This is a genomic window from Desulfurococcaceae archaeon (assembly GCA_038845865.1).
Taxonomy (GTDB): domain Archaea; phylum Thermoproteota; class Thermoprotei_A; order Sulfolobales; family Desulfurococcaceae; genus UBA285.
The window spans coordinates 164015-178057 of the sequence record JAWBQJ010000003.1 but is presented as its reverse complement, the minus strand read 5'-3'; the positions used below and the strand labels follow the sequence as shown (position 1 = coordinate 178057).

16 protein-coding genes and 2 tRNA genes are annotated in these 14043 nt (G+C 53.4%); 3 read left to right on the top strand and 15 right to left on the bottom strand.

Annotated elements, in window-relative coordinates; genetic code table 11:
• The 5 genes from QXU03_05375 to QXU03_05355 all read right to left on the bottom strand — a co-directional run.
• The coding region (locus QXU03_05375; protein ID MEM2171162.1) for a glycosyltransferase family 4 protein at positions 1-848 on the bottom strand (848 nt) is incomplete at its 3' end.
• A gap of 4 nt (positions 849-852) precedes the next feature.
• The gene (locus tag QXU03_05370) at positions 853-1962 is read right to left on the bottom strand and encodes a glycosyltransferase family 2 protein (GenBank protein ID MEM2171161.1); all 1110 of its coding nucleotides are present in this window, start codon (positions 1960-1962) and stop codon (positions 853-855) included.
• 41 nt (positions 1963-2003) lie between these two features.
• The gene (locus tag QXU03_05365; protein ID MEM2171160.1) at positions 2004-2453 is read right to left on the bottom strand and encodes a hypothetical protein; all 450 of its coding nucleotides are present in this window, start codon (positions 2451-2453) and stop codon (positions 2004-2006) included.
• A gap of 551 nt (positions 2454-3004) precedes the next feature.
• Positions 3005-3080, bottom strand: a tRNA-Gly gene (locus QXU03_05360).
• 124 nt (positions 3081-3204) lie between these two features.
• Positions 3205-3903 (bottom strand): nucleotidyltransferase family protein, encoded by a 699-nt coding sequence (locus tag QXU03_05355; protein ID MEM2171159.1) that lies wholly within the window; start codon positions 3901-3903, stop codon positions 3205-3207.
• 115 nt (positions 3904-4018) lie between these two features.
• Between QXU03_05355 and QXU03_05350 the strand changes: the two genes are divergently transcribed.
• Together QXU03_05350 and QXU03_05345 are read left to right on the top strand one after the other, a co-directional pair.
• Positions 4019-4143, top strand: a tRNA-Phe gene (locus QXU03_05350).
• A 92-nt stretch (positions 4144-4235) separates the two neighbouring features.
• The gene (locus tag QXU03_05345) at positions 4236-4814 is read left to right on the top strand and encodes an archaemetzincin family Zn-dependent metalloprotease (GenBank protein ID MEM2171158.1); all 579 of its coding nucleotides are present in this window, start codon (positions 4236-4238) and stop codon (positions 4812-4814) included.
• On the opposite strand, the gene QXU03_05340 is transcribed toward QXU03_05345, so the two are convergent.
• On the bottom strand, positions 4793-5269 hold the full coding sequence (locus QXU03_05340) for an archease (GenBank protein MEM2171157.1): 477 nt from the start codon (positions 5267-5269) through the stop codon (positions 4793-4795). The two genes, QXU03_05345 and QXU03_05340, sit on opposite strands and share 22 nt — an antisense overlap.
• 97 nt (positions 5270-5366) lie before the next feature.
• Here QXU03_05340 and rbcL point away from each other — a divergent pair, with 97 nt between their 5' ends.
• Complete coding sequence (gene rbcL / locus QXU03_05335; protein MEM2171156.1) at positions 5367-6704, top strand: type III ribulose-bisphosphate carboxylase; 1338 nt, start codon at positions 5367-5369, stop codon at positions 6702-6704.
• 48 nt (positions 6705-6752) lie between these two features.
• On the opposite strand, the gene QXU03_05330 is transcribed toward rbcL, so the two are convergent.
• The 9 genes from QXU03_05330 to QXU03_05290 form a co-directional block, all read right to left on the bottom strand.
• Entirely contained in the window at positions 6753-7100 is a 348-nt protein-coding gene (locus QXU03_05330) for a hypothetical protein (protein ID MEM2171155.1), read from the bottom strand.
• A 382-nt stretch (positions 7101-7482) separates the two neighbouring features.
• Positions 7483-7860 (bottom strand): hypothetical protein, encoded by a 378-nt coding sequence (locus QXU03_05325; protein ID MEM2171154.1) that lies wholly within the window; start codon positions 7858-7860, stop codon positions 7483-7485.
• A 323-nt stretch (positions 7861-8183) separates the two neighbouring features.
• On the bottom strand, positions 8184-8372 hold the full coding sequence (locus QXU03_05320; protein MEM2171153.1) for a hypothetical protein: 189 nt from the start codon (positions 8370-8372) through the stop codon (positions 8184-8186).
• 16 nt (positions 8373-8388) lie between these two features.
• Positions 8389-9054: a hypothetical protein gene (locus tag QXU03_05315; protein ID MEM2171152.1), complete on the bottom strand. Its 666-nt coding sequence runs from the start codon at positions 9052-9054 to the stop codon at positions 8389-8391.
• Between the two features lie 2 nt (positions 9055-9056).
• Positions 9057-10301: a DUF58 domain-containing protein gene (locus QXU03_05310; GenBank protein MEM2171151.1), complete on the bottom strand. Its 1245-nt coding sequence runs from the start codon at positions 10299-10301 to the stop codon at positions 9057-9059.
• The gene (locus tag QXU03_05305) at positions 10298-11230 is read right to left on the bottom strand and encodes a MoxR family ATPase (protein ID MEM2171150.1); all 933 of its coding nucleotides are present in this window, start codon (positions 11228-11230) and stop codon (positions 10298-10300) included. Before QXU03_05305 ends, QXU03_05310 begins: the two co-directional genes overlap by 4 nt.
• A 6-nt stretch (positions 11231-11236) precedes the next feature.
• Positions 11237-12169: a DUF4350 domain-containing protein gene (locus tag QXU03_05300; GenBank protein ID MEM2171149.1), complete on the bottom strand. Its 933-nt coding sequence runs from the start codon at positions 12167-12169 to the stop codon at positions 11237-11239.
• Positions 12159-12680, bottom strand: a complete 522-nt coding sequence (locus tag QXU03_05295; GenBank protein ID MEM2171148.1) for a hypothetical protein — start codon at positions 12678-12680, stop codon at positions 12159-12161. The genes QXU03_05300 and QXU03_05295 overlap by 11 nt, the downstream gene beginning before the upstream one ends.
• Positions 12681-12857: 177 nt before the next feature.
• Positions 12858-13928, bottom strand: a complete 1071-nt coding sequence (locus QXU03_05290; protein ID MEM2171147.1) for a hypothetical protein — start codon at positions 13926-13928, stop codon at positions 12858-12860.
• Positions 13929-14043 lie beyond the last annotated feature (115 nt).

Genomic DNA, 14043 nt, shown 5'->3' with positions numbered 1-14043 from the left:
TTTACTGATTGAGGATAAGACTCCTTCTCGGATAGTAATCCAAACATTGTTGCCCTAGATAAGCTCTCAACATACTTCTCAAAAGGTTGCGGTGGATTAATTGAGTTCTTTAACCCTAGGTTCTTCACGTAATTAACTAGTTGTTGAACGTATGTTCCTGTCCCGAAGATCCTTAGTTCAAGGTCATGCCCAAAGCTTCTATTAAGTATTCTAGCAATGTTCGCTAATCTGTGTATATTCTTGTATCTCTCAATTCGACCACTGTACATTATGTAGTTTGATGGAGACCATGACAAATCTAGAATCCACTCATCAACACCATTCTCTATGGGTGTAGCCTTCACCTTAAAGTCCCTCTCAACAAGCTGTGCTTCAAGCTTAGACACCGTGTGAACAACATCTACGAAGCGCAGAACGTACCTTACGTAATGCCTCCATGGCTTCCATAGAATCCTCCTAAACGTGGTATGCCCTGTACCATGATAATATGGCGTTAAAACCCTGCGTACACCAAGTCTTTTCACAACGTTCAAGCAGTAGACTGTTAAAACGCTGTGAACACTGTGAAAGTGCACTACATCGCTCTCTCTAGCTGTGTTGAGAAGCCATTGCTCGAGAGCACTCCTCATTCTTGGGAAGTGGTAAGCACCACCTGGAGCCCATACAGGCCATTTAACCACGCGAACACCGTTAATCCACTCCTCCCTGGGTTCACCAATGCCTGGTTCACCGCAGAGCACTGTAACCTCGTGTCCTCTCAGTGCAAGCCTCTCAGCTACTGATTTAACAACGTACTCTACACCTCCAACACTAGGGTAGTAACGGGGAGCTACGTAGAGTAGTCTCATAATCCTACTTAACCTGCTTACTCCAGACTATCTCCCTGGATTTCAGGTTTCTAAGAGCAGCAGCTACTAGGGAGAACTGCAGTAGAATCCATGTTCTGTAGGGTTTCACCATGAGCAATCCTACTCCAAGTGCTAAAGCAACTGTAGCTAGAAGTGAAGCTGCTAGAGCGCCTGCGATCAACACAGCTACCGATGCTAGTAGCAGAAACGGGTTTACCACGTGTAGAAAGAATTCTACGAGCAGAATCCACTTGAATTCCCCGGGTGCTTGCTTTATGTTCCTGAGGGTTTTCACGAAGTGCTGTACTAAGTGCTGAGCTCTCCTAGTTCTCCACGAGAAGTACTTCTCCTTTGGAACAATCTCCTCAACCCAGATGTCATCGGGTACTATTGCTCTGAAACCCATGAGAGCTATCCTAGTAGCTGTGTAGCTGTCGTCTGCTCCTATCTCCGTGGGAAACCCTCCTATCTTCTCCAGTAGATTCCTTCTGAAGGCTGCTAACTCCCCGTGGAATATCGGTGTAGAGTAGGCCTTGCTCTCAGCAACTCTCAGAACGTTGTAGTAGCGTCTGTAACCCGCTTCAATATTCACCGGGTCCGAGCCCAAAGGCTTCTTCAAGCATGAAACAGCTCCAACCGAGGGATCCGACAACCACCTAACCGTCTTGGTCAAAGCATCTCTAGGCCATAACGCATCAACATCGGTTATCACCGCTATTTCACTGTTCACATGTTTCAAAGCATTATTTAATGCGGATGCCTTACCTCTTCTCTCGTTTTCAATAACTAGCCTGAGCTTGACGTCGTTATGCCTTCTAAACCACTCCTCGACCAGCCTTGGGGTTCCATCAGTACTGGCAGAATCCACCACTACTATTTCCACCAGCTCCCTCAGATAATCCTGCTCGTAGACGTTGTCTAGCTTCTTCTCTATGAACTTTGCCTCGTTGTAGGTGGGTATGATTACTGTTACCTTGGGCTTATAGTTCTCGTCTACACCGAGGTTCCACGGTTTTTTAAGCCACTTAAGCTTAGCGTATGTATAATATGCTAGTGGAGTCGTGAAGTGTGCTAGTGCTAGTGTGAGTCCGAGTATTTCTAGCGTATTAAGCATAGTCCTGTAATTTTACACGTCCCTGGCGCGTAGCTGGCTAGTTATCCGTGTATTCTGTAGAGTAGTGGTAGGTTCATGTACTGTATTCCCATTGCGATTATCTTAGATAGGTTCCCCGAGAGGTCTGAGAGTACTTCTCTTGCTTTCCTCATGGCTTCCAGTATCCCGTAGAATATCGCCTTCCCTCTAGTAGTGTGTAGCTCTATTTCCAGGAATATCCTCGAGAGTATCGACCGAAGAACTGGTGACTTCACGCCCCTCTTCCAGCTACGAAGTGCGAGGAGGAGTGCACGTGACTCGGGCTTGAGGCTCCTCCAAGCACCTGTTCGAACAGCCTTGCGAATGTAGCTCTGAACCGTGCCACCCGCCGGATCAAGGCTCGGAGCTACGACCTTAGCCATTAAGGACTTAACGTACTCCACGACCCAGTCTTCGAGACCCTTACTAGATAGTTCAGCCAGCCTCACGGCGAGCGGCACGTAGTAAACCAAAAAATCACCACGAAACTAAAACTACGGATAAGAAATATAAGCTTTACCATGAACAGCCCTTGATCATGCCCTCCTCACGGCATTCTATTCTCCGATGATTAAGTCCCTTAACAGCCAATCACGTGTTCACCGGTATTCCCGTAGCGAGCTCTAACCCCTTCTTCAATGCACCAGCCACTAGAACACTACGTGGTGTTTAATCAGTGGAAGGCCTCAATGCTCGTTAAATGGGTCTTTCCACGAGATCATCCATACCCCTCCAGCTACTTCACTCACAATCATCACTTCCGAGAAATACCCGTAACCGCGTGTTCGCCACGTAACCATTTCTCAACCACGTCAATACGGTTTATCTTCAAGTAGATTTAATTACGTCGCTAAATACACCAGAACAGCTACCGGCCATATAAGCCTCCCAGGACCTATATGCTACTTAGTGCATCACCCCGGTAGCAGTCCACACAGTGCACGTTATCCTTTTCCAGCAGGTTGCCGGATCGGGGTTTGAAGGTAATCGAGGTGCATCTAAGCCCTTTGAGGAGTCCGGGAAGTGCGGCGGCCGGGATTTGAACCCGGGATCTCCGGCTTGGAGGGCCGGCGTCCTAGTCCAGGCTAGACGACCGCCGCCGTTTCACTTAGTTAATGTTATTGAGTAGTGGATTTATAAGCTTCTGTGGGGAAAAATCTACTGGAGTGATGAGAAGAGGGTCTCGTGAGCTACGCGATGAGGTGCGCTGGAAACGCTGACGGGTTATAGTGCTTTGAGCATTTCCTCGGCGTACTTCGCCGCTTCTTCGAGGTCTTTGTACGTGTCTACTGCTTTCCAGAAGGCATTTGTGAACCTGACCGCTCCCAGCGCGTTATCCCTCGCCATCGCCGGGAAGGCCGTTTTCTCCAGGTCTCCCTTATCCGGAAAGTACTTCAACGCCTCGGGCTTCAATGCGTATACCCCGGCGTTAATCCAGTAGTCCTTTATTAAGGGCTTCTCAACGAACCCCTTCACGTGGTCCTCTTCCAGTTCCAGTATCCCGTAGGGGCTTGGAAGGGGTATTGTAGCGATGACCCCGAGGTAGCTACCCGACACTAGCTTCTCTACGAGTAGTAGGGGGTTCAGGTTCGTTATTATATCGCCGTTTATTAGTAGGAAGAAGTCCTCCTTGGACAGTATGTGCTCCGCGTTCTTCACGGCGCCCCCGGTTCCCAGGGGCTCGTCCTCGACAACGTAGGTTATTTTAACCCCGAACCTACTGCCACTACCGAAGTACTCTATGATCTTCTCCTTCCTGTACCCTACCAGCAGCACTACTTCGTTAAACCCGTGCTTCTTGAGCCACATGATCTGCAGCTCTAGTAGCGGCTTACCGGCTACGAGCACCATGGGCTTAGGCACCTCGTCCGTGTAGGGGCGGAGCCTCTTACCGAAACCACCAGCTAGAACGGCCGCGAGCATTCCGTAACACCGCGGAGTACCCGCCATGTAGGTATCATAGCTAGCCAGCTATTTAAGAACCGTTAAGGGCGCGGAACAAGCTATTTAACCCCTTCAAAAACTAGTAACTCAAGGAGCCGCCGTAGCTCAGCCCGGGAGAGCGCCCGCGGAGTACCGGGCTAGAAGCCATCTCCACGCGCACCGCGTACTCCGGCGAAGCTGAAGACCGGGATGTCCGGGGTTCAAATCCCCGCGGCGGCACTACCAGCGCGGAGCACTGAAACACCTTCCAGGTAAACAACACCCAGTTGGCGAGTACGGGGCAAGGGAAGAGCGCGTTGCGGGGGAGAGCGGTGGTCAAGGTAGCAGTAGTTCCGTTGACGACGCGGGGGGTCCTAGAGTTCATTGACAACCTGGTTACCGAGGTGGAGGGTGCCCTCAAGGAGGCCGGTTTAGTGGGCGTGGAGGTGATCGCGTGGCCTGACGTTGTTAAGCCGCCCATGAAGTGCTTTTCCTGGGACCGTGCCCAGTACCATGCAAACTGCGTAGTCAGGCACCTCAAAGAGGTATTCCAGGTGGTTAAGGCCACATCAAGCACCCTTGTCATCGGGGTGGGGTACCTCGACGGTTACGAGCACGGGTTAAACTTCGTCTTCGGGGAGGCGTTGCCGGGTCAGGGAGTAGCGGTTGTTTTCACGAAGAGGCTAAGGCCGGAGTTCTACGGCGAGAAGGCGGATTACACCCTGTACTTCGAGAGGCTGGTCAAGGAGACGCTCCACGAGCTCGGGCATCTCCTGGGGCTAGAGCACTGCACCGGTAGCTGCGTGATGAGGTTTAGTAACAGCGTGTACGAGGTCGACGAGAAGCCGGGACATTACTGCGATCTCTGCAGGGCGAAGATGCTCAGGTACTATATGTCGAGCACGAAGTAGGCCACCCACCCCTCCTCGCTCTTCAGTACGCGCATTAAGCTGTAAGTAGGCGACTTCACCTCTACACGGGCTTCGTGCTTTTCCGGGTTGAACTCCTCGCAGTAAGCCTTACCCCTCACCCTGTACGATAGCTCGCCGTCAACCCTTTCCACCTGGAAGCTACTGGCAACGACCCTGCCGCAGACGAGCTTCTCGCTGTAGTACAGTATTAAGAGCTCTTCAAGCCACCTGTAAAGGAGGTTTTCGAGGTCGAATCCCTCGGCTTCAACGCCCCTCTCCAAGACCCCGTTCACCCGCCTCGTATCAACCATGGTGTCGAAGAGGGCGATGCCGCTGTTTTCGAATAGTTCAAGTAAATTACTTCCCCGTACCTTCAGGTAAACGTCCCCCGTGTGTTCTAGCGAGTCGTACACTCCCGGAAGGCTGTAAATCACCCTCTCCTCTACCCTGCGCAAGGGGGTCACCACGCAAGCACCGAGAACAGGGCCTCTAGGTAGAAATCTTTAAAACACGGTTATATCCTATATTCCCACTAAGTGCGGGTGCTTGTTCGTGGCGAGGAAATACCCCTTTGAACCTTACCAGGAATACCTCCTCCCCGGGTACGTCCCCGACCCCGAAAACGACGTAATCGCCGTGTTCAGGTTAATGCCGGCTCCCGGTTTTAGCGTAGAGGAAGCGGCCAGCGGGGTCGGTGCCGAGAGCAGTACGGGTACCTGGACAACCCTCTACTCCTGGTACGACGTGGAGCGGGTGAAACGGCTTAGCTCCAAGGTGTACGAGATACTGGACTTGGGGGATGGCTCGTACGCGGTGAAAATAGCTTACCCAGCGGAGCTCTTCGAGGAGGGCAACATGCCGGGGCTCCTCGCGAGCGTTGCCGGGAACATCTTCGGCATGAAGAGGGCAGCCGCGGTTAGGCTGGAAGACCTGTACCTGCCGAGGAGGTTTCTCGAGCACTTTAAGGGGCCCAGTAAAGGCGTTAAGGGCGTGAGGGAGGTGTTCAAGGTGTACGAGAGGCCGATCGTGGGCACGGTCCCGAAGCCCAAGGAAGGTTACACGCCCGAGGAGTTGGAGAAGCTGGCTTACGAGCTCTTGTCCGGGGGACTGGACTACGTGAAGGACGACGAGAACCTCACAAGCCCAAGCTTCTGCCGGTTCGAGGCAAGGGCGAGGGCCATTATGAAGGTCATCGACAGGGTCGAGAAGGAGACGGGTGAGAGGAAGGCCTGGTTCGCTAACATAACTGCAGATGTACGCGAAATGGAGAAGAGGCTTAAACTCGTAGCAGACTATGGTAACCCATACGTGATGGTGGACGTGGTGATCGCGGGTTGGAGCGCCCTGACCTACGTAAGGGACCTCGCGGAGGAGCACGAGCTCGCAATACACGCTCACAGGGCTATGCACGCGGCCTTTACGAGGAACAAGTACCACGGGGTTTCAATGCACGTACTAGCTAAGCTGTACCGGGTAGTGGGGGTGGACCAGCTACACGTGGGGACTGCCGGTGTAGGCAAGCTGGAAGGCGAGAAACTAGACGTGGTTAGGTGCGCAAGGATACTAAGAGAAGCGCACTTCAACCCCGACCCCGACGACGCGCTCCACTTAGAGCAACCAATGCACCACATAAAGCCGGCGATGCCGGTATCCTCTGGTGGGCTTCACCCGGGCATACTCCAGCCTGTGGTCGAGGCGCTGGGTAAGGACATAGTGGTGCAGGTGGGTGGAGGCGTCATAGGGCACCCCGACGGGCCTAGAGCGGGTGCACTAGCGGTTAGGCAAGCGCTTGAAGCGCTGAGTAAGGGAGTACCGCTAGAGGAGTACTCGAAAACTCATAGAGAGCTAGCGAGGGCTCTGGAAAAATGGGGGTTCGCGAAGCCGATCTAGGCGGGAAAGGAGCCCACGGGCCATTACCAGCACTGGGTGAGCCCCTTATTACGCGCCCAGCATCCTCGCTAAGTCGTAAATCACCGGCGGCTTCCACCACGTCTTTCCAAGCGATTTCACTATTCCGAGTACCCACACCACTAGCATTCCGAGGTTTATCAGCACTGAGAAAGCCCAGCCCACGAAGGGTATGAGTGCAAACACCATGCATGCAACCTGCACCGCGACGATCAGTATGAAGAACGATATTGAGAGGTAAGCCCAGTGCTTAGCGTACCTGTAACCCGGTTTAAGTACGAGTACGAGAACCCCCCCTATCAGCGGTATCAACCATGCAATAAAGCCCCACAGCTTCTCTTCATCACCCACCTCATAGACTCCACTAGAAGGCTCCACGCTAACACCGGTATTCCTTAAACGCCACTAGCTAATAAACCTTTGTAAGCCCCCTATTCACGGGGCTGAGCACGGCGGGATCCACGCCCTCAGAGGAGGGGTTTCAATGAGGAGGGCGACGCGTATACCGGTAAAGAAAATAAGTAGCCCGCTGGAATAAGAGGTAATGGTGCGAGGGGTTCAGCTCTTATGTTGGTTTGCACTGGTTGATTTCACCGCCTCATCTCTGTTTTCCCGCATTGGTCTGGGTTGGTCCTGAACGGGTTCAAGGCAATGCTAGAAAATAAAACCCGCATATCCTCGAAGCGCTGGATAAAGACATGTTTTTAAGCATGCCTAGTATGGGAGGGCCCGCTGGGCAGGCTATTAATGGGGATGAAAACTACGCTTTCTTCCTGGCTCTGAGCACTAAGTACACCACTACGGTGACCAGTGCGATTACAGCAGTGACCGCTATCGCGGCCACCATGGCTACAGGTATCGGCTGTTCCGCCTCGAGGGGCCCCTCCATTACTACCTTGTCACTGACGTCTATGAAACCGTTAAACTCCGCGTAGACTAGTCCTCGTAGGATGCTCCCGGAATCGCCTGTAAGTGCGAGCTTCGCCCTTGCAGTTAGCGAGACGCTACCATCGCTATACACGCTTACCACGAACGACTCCATGTAGAGCTCTCCCAGCAACGCGGCGGGATATAGAACTAGTAAGGCTACCGTGACCAGCGAAGACGCCTTCCCAGCCAAGTTCAAGGTCGACCTCACGGAGATCACCAGCTACTCAATACAAAGTGATGTGGAAGCACGTATAAAAAAACCCGCACTCACCGGAAAGCAGTAAGGAGCATGAAGAGGGGTCCAAGGTGCGGGCAAGACCGCGTACTACCCACAGGGGTACCGTTATACCGCTGTTAAGCTCGAGATCGGTGGTTTAAGCTCCACGGTAGATCCTAGCACGGCGTACACGGCCTTGAGGGGCTGGGCGGGAGGAGCTCGCAGGACCTTATAGGGAGGCCCGATCACGGGAGGCCGCGTTGTAGTGGGGGCTTTGCGTTCACTTCTATCTTGGTGGTGCACTAGGTGGTCTGCTACCCGCTGGAGGGCTCTCTGAGCCTTAGTTCCCTGAAGAGGGAGAGGAAGCAACTTAGTAGTATTATCCCGGCAATGAAGGAGAACAGCGCGGGTATGTAGTCTCCTAGCGCCGAGAGGTAGATGCTCGCGCCTAGGAATGCTATTGATGAAAATAGCGACACCATTAAAAGCGCTGTAGTCCGCATCAACTTCTACACCCGCTTAGACTAGTATAGTGTAGGCCCTGATTATAAGTACTATGAAGACTGGTATTAGCTTTGACACCGACTCCAAGAACACGCTACCCGTCTTGTCGAAGACCCTGTCCGCGATTACCACCGACACCGCGTAACCTAGCAGTACGGGTAGCCCCATTACCCCCCAGTACACGAGCGAGACCACGCTCATGATCAGCATCAACACGCCCGACACCAGCTCCAACCTGTCAACCAGGCTATCTATGTCCAGCGATATGAAGTCCGCGATGAAGGACATCCTCTCAGCCTTCGCGTCGATGATGTTAACCAGGGTGAGCGCCGTCATGGCCATGACCACTACCGAGGACGACCATTCATCCATTGCTGGGAGGACCATTTTCATCGAGATGAAGCTCGCCATGATTACTAGTAGGAGCACTAGTAAGGGCTCCTTAACCAGGTCAACGAACATCATTGGATTCCGGTAGGTTCTCGTTACAGATGCGAACAGCACCAAGAACCTCTGAACGACGAAGAGCAGGGCCCCGCCGATCACCAGAAGATCGTCGTAAATTACGGCACCCAGTAAAACCACCACAAACGACACGGTGGGGGTGATGTCCTTGGAGTACTTCAAGTCGACCACCACCGAGGAGATCACCACTAGCAGTGCCACTACCCCGAGGAACACGCCTACTCGCCCTCTACCACTTTTAACGGCTCTTCGAGAAAGATCACCCCACCTATTCCCGCCTCGCTGACGTGCTTGTAGGTAGCGTAGACCACCTGTTCCTTCCCGCTCTTTAACACCTCGTCGTAGTCGTATGCCGGGATAACTATGGTGAGCTTACCCCCCGTCGAAATGAAAATCCTCTTCAGCACCTCCGGCCTATTGTACAGTAGTGAAATGGGCGAGGTCAGCATGAGGACCAGGTCATACCTCTCAGGGCTTACGAAGAGGTATTCGAACCACTTCGCGTAGACTTCGAACGAGGTGCACCCGCTACCCACCGGTATGAAGAAGTGCGTTTTGCTAATCACCTCGACGGGATCTCCAGCCCCGTACACCGTCCTCACCGTGAAGCCTTCAACGCACGTGACTACGTCTATGTTGCAACCAGCTCTAGCTAGGTAGTTAACTATTGAGGCGAAAGTCCTAGCCTTAATGTGAGCTAGGCTGTTACGCCTGCTCCCAATTAACCAGTCAAAAGGCGCCACGTCCAGGATAACCAGCGCTTTCAGCACCGATTCACCGTAGTCTTCCCTGACGTAGAGCTTACCGGTTTTAGCGTAGTGTTTCCAGAGTATTTTCCTCGTGTCGTCGCCCGGTACGTACTCCCTCATGTTGGAGAGCTCGTAAAGGCCCGTTTTCGACTTGCCTGCAATGTGCGTTCCCGCGAGCTTCTCCAGCGACCTGAACTCAACCTTCATGTCAGTCGTTAACGGCAAGACGGTCACGGACCCCGGTACTTCGAGCGTTAACTCATCGTAGAAAAAGCCCTGAAACCCCGAAACCCTTAGCAGTGCTTCCTCGTAGGACAGGTGCCCTGGAGCCAGCGGCTTGACGTCGTAGTACATGTCTACCTCGGCTCTACTCGGTAGCGCGAGCGCGAACCTGTTCACGCTCATCGCCTTGGTGAAGTCCGGTTCCTTGTCGAGTATTTCAATCCACGGAATGGCTTCGCCCTGCCTGTTGGTGACCCTTAATTGCATGGTGAACCTCTCCTGCTCGTTCACAACGCTTCTCCTTATAACCCTCTCGACGGTTAGTTTCCTGGCTACGCTTAGGGCCTTTCTCGCGGTGACGTAGTCTAGGTAGAGTAGCATTATCAGTAGAACCGCTATTGAGAGCGCTAGCACGGACCTGGTGGATAGAGCGTAGGTGAAGATCACCGTGGTCAGGGACGCCGCTAAGACCCCTCTCCTCGAGATCTTCAAGGTACTTCGACCTTCTCCAACACGTCGTCTATTACGCTTTCAGGCGCGATGCCCGAGATCTTGGCTTCCGGCTTGAGGATTATCCTGTGAGAGAGCGCTGCCTTGGCGACGTACTTCAGGTCGTCTGGCGTAACGTAGTCCCTGCCCCTCATGAACGCTATGGACTTAGACAGCTTGTAAAGAGCTATAGCGCCTCTCGGGGACGCACCGAGTTTAACCCACGGGTGTTTCCGCGTGGCTTCGACGATGTAGGCTATGTACTTCAGGATGTTCCTTTCGACGTATACCTTTTTAACGGCCTCCACCAGGCTGGAGATGTCCTCGGCGTTTAGGACGGGCTTTACGTTGGATAAGTCCGTTATCTCGTAGTAGTTGTCAAGTATCGCCACGGTGTCTTCTACCGGCGGGTAGCCTATGCTGATCTTTGCCAGGAACCTGTCCACCTGGGCTTCTGAGAGCGGAAACGTGCCTTCGATCTCTATGGGGTTCATGGTCGCGATTACTAGGAAGGGCTTGGGTAAGCTATACGTTACCCCTTCAACCGTTACTTGCAGTTCCTGCATCGCCTCGAGCAGTGCTGACTGCGTCTTCGGCGGCAGCCTGTTGATCTCGTCTACGAAGAGGACGTTCGTGAAGATTGGGCCTTTTCTAAACACGAACTCGTTTCTACGGGCATCGTAAACCACCGAGCCTATTATGTCGGAGGGAAGCATGTCGGGCGTCGCTTGTACTCTCTTGAAGCCCAGTCCTAGGGCCAGCGCCACGGTCTTAGCCATGTGCGTTTTCGCCACGCCCGGAACACCCTCTAACAACGCGTGGCCTTCGGAAAGCAGCGTAGCTATTGTTAGCTCTATTTCCTTCGTCTTGCCCTTGACCTTCTCCTCGATCGTTCTAATCAACGATGGGATCCGCTTGCTCAAGCCCTCCACGAGGCCCTACCTCTTAGAGTACTTTTCCACCTCTTTCTTAACGGCGTTAACGACTTTATAGGTATCCACCGCCCTTCTCTCAGTGGTAACCAGCGGTAGCGGTATGATCGAGGATGCCAGGATCAGCGTTACCAGCGCCGGCAACGAGACGTAAACGGCCACCCTAATTAGTAAGTCCCCTTCTTTAACCAGTTCAGCCCCTCTCGTCGCCGCGCGCACTAGTAGTGAGAGGGCGCCCATCACGTTCTCGAGGAAAACCTGCCTTTTCGCCGTGTAGGTGTCGTATATTATGATCTTCCTGTGCGACGTCAAGGCGTTCAGGAACTCTACGTTCCTGCTCTTTATGTCGGGGTAATCTACCATCTCGTTTATTACTAGGCTCGAATCCCCCAGCACGTAGATGACTCCCCCACCGTAGTTGATCTTCCACGCTACCACGTCACCCCTAATCGTGCAAACAGGCTCCATTAGCCCGCCTTCCGCCGCCTTGCGCAACGTAACGTACTTGTTAAACGTAACGTTGATTTCCAGCCCGTTGACCACGCACCTCGCATCCTCCACTTCTAGCTCCGTAGTGCTTGAAGGGACTAGTCCAAGCCTCTGCAACAAGCCCGCTGATTTATCTGTCTCGTCCATTAAGACCAGGATGCCCCCTTCTTCAACCCACTTAAGGATTCTTTGGAAGCTTATGGCATCAATAGCCGTTCCAAGCCCCGGTATCAGTAGCGCGTGCCGGGAGGGGTGCTTACCGTACACGTCTACAGCGTCCTTGACGACTATTACTTTCGCGAAGTTCTCGGTGTAGAACTGGGACAAGCCCCCGGGTTTCATGTTGCTCACGGATGGGGGGTCGTACTCGGTGAAGACCTCCACGGCTACCGTTGCCTGGGATACCGCGATTAGGATGAGGAGTGCTATTACGATGATATTACTCTTCAATGCCGAACACCCGTTTAACCGCGTTAACTACTGAGAGGGCTTCACCGCGCTCCTTATCCCCGTACACGACGTCTTCGTACATTTCCGCGAACTTCTCCAACTTCCTGTCCATGCCAGCCATCTCTCTGGGTGTTTTATTACCGGCGTTCAGCTTCTTCCTTACCTTTAAGAACACGTCTCTAAGCACCCGCTTTAAACCGGCGTACTGGTACAGTGCTTTCTCGAAGTACCTCTCGCTGTGGTCGACTAGGCCCCTTAACTGGATCGCCCCTCCAAGAGGGCTTGACCTAAGGACCATTAAAGCTAGAAGAACCCCCATTACGGACACCAAGACGAGGCATACTAGTAACCACACGTTCCTGGAATGCGCTAGTAGCTGCTCATAGCTAGTTACGATGTTAGGTTCCATGGTGGCACTAGTGGTTTCCGCGGTGGCGTTATACCCGTGCTCCCAGTAAGGGGCCCCCTCCGGCCTGGGGGGTATGGGTATGTACCTTAGTGTTATACCCATGCCTTTTCGCCAGGACCTCCTCGAAGCCTCTACACTCTTAAACCAGTAAGCCGTTCACCGCGTTATATACCTTCCCCGCTGAAGCGCGGCTCGAGGCGAATCCGGTAGTGCCGGGTCGCGGCGCCCCTCGAAGAGACTACTCGTAGTGTTCCTCTACGTTAAGGCCGCGACCCGCTCCTACCTTACCGGGAATATTCTCGGAAACCTCCTAGCCCTAGTAGGCCTCGGTGTAAGCGCCATTACCACCCAGTTCCACTTCTCGTTAGACGCTACTTGCGTTACGGCCAGGTAAATACTGTCATAGACGGCGTCCATGGACCCCGGAAACGCGATCAGCATTTGCGGCTCCCCCGCTAGCCTCGCCGAGCTGACTGGAGATAGGTTCTCGCTTGAAAGCAGGTAGAGTTCGCTGTCTGACGCGACGGCAACGTAAGCGCTTATGGGCGATGCCCTATCCTGGGAGGCGTAGATCTTCATTGCTTGGGGTAGCTCCACGGACGCGACCACCTTACCTTCCGGGTCCATCTTCACGACCCTCTTCCCGTCTACTGCGTATATGAAGCCGTTGGCGTCTACGGCTAGGCCCGATATGGAGCCCCTTATTCCCGGTTTCACTACCTTATCCAGCTTCAAATCCTCGTTGTGAAACGTAACGAGCCACTCCAAGCCCGACTCTGCCTTGGCGTAGCCCCCTACGACGACCTGCTTGGTTGTGTTGTTGTAGGCCACCGCGTAAGCGCCTGCCCCCAACCCTTCAGAGTCCGCCGTGAAGCTACTTACTATTGAGAGGTCGCTTGCGGATACCTTAGCTACATACATCGCCGTGGTGCCTTCTCCTGGTACGGTCGTCCCGGCCACGTAGAGGTAGAGGTTAGGGTACCTGTCAAGTATTATCGAGGAGAGCGGTATTACGTGAGGGTTATCCACGTCAACTCTACTAATGACTTCGAGCATCCTGTCAAAGACTAGCATGCTCCAGAACCTATCAGTGGCGCCGAAGGCGTATACGCGGTTCCCGTAACTAACGCACGTGAAGAAAGAAGCCAGTGGAAGGCTCCGCCCATCAGTCCACGCGGCGATCGTCTTACCGTCCTTGACGCTGAAGGACTCTATTCTAAACCTCTTCTTCCCCAGCCCGTGGTACTCGTCGAAGCCAACCGCGTAAACCCTATCCCCAGACGCGCACACGCTGTAAACGCCGTCCCTGTAGTTGCTGACGCTGATCACCCTGCTCCAAACAACTTCCAAAACACGCCACCAAGAAAATATATGGTACAGCGGGTTTTATTATACCTAAAGGCGGACAGCGCGCCCACCAAGCAACGAGCACTAACCCTTAAACCCGGATCTCTAGCCACGGAGC

Coding starts and splice junctions, on each gene's coding strand:
- QXU03_05370 (MEM2171161.1), bottom strand. CDS start 1,962: ATGCTTAATACGCTAGAAATACTCGGACTCACACTAGCACTAGCACAC.
- QXU03_05355 (MEM2171159.1), bottom strand. CDS start 3,903: ATGCTCGCGGCCGTTCTAGCTGGTGGTTTCGGTAAGAGGCTCCGCCCC.
- QXU03_05320 (MEM2171153.1), bottom strand. CDS start 8,372: ATGCGGACTACAGCGCTTTTAATGGTGTCGCTATTTTCATCAATAGCA.
- QXU03_05295 (MEM2171148.1), bottom strand. CDS start 12,680: ATGGGTATAACACTAAGGTACATACCCATACCCCCCAGGCCGGAGGGG.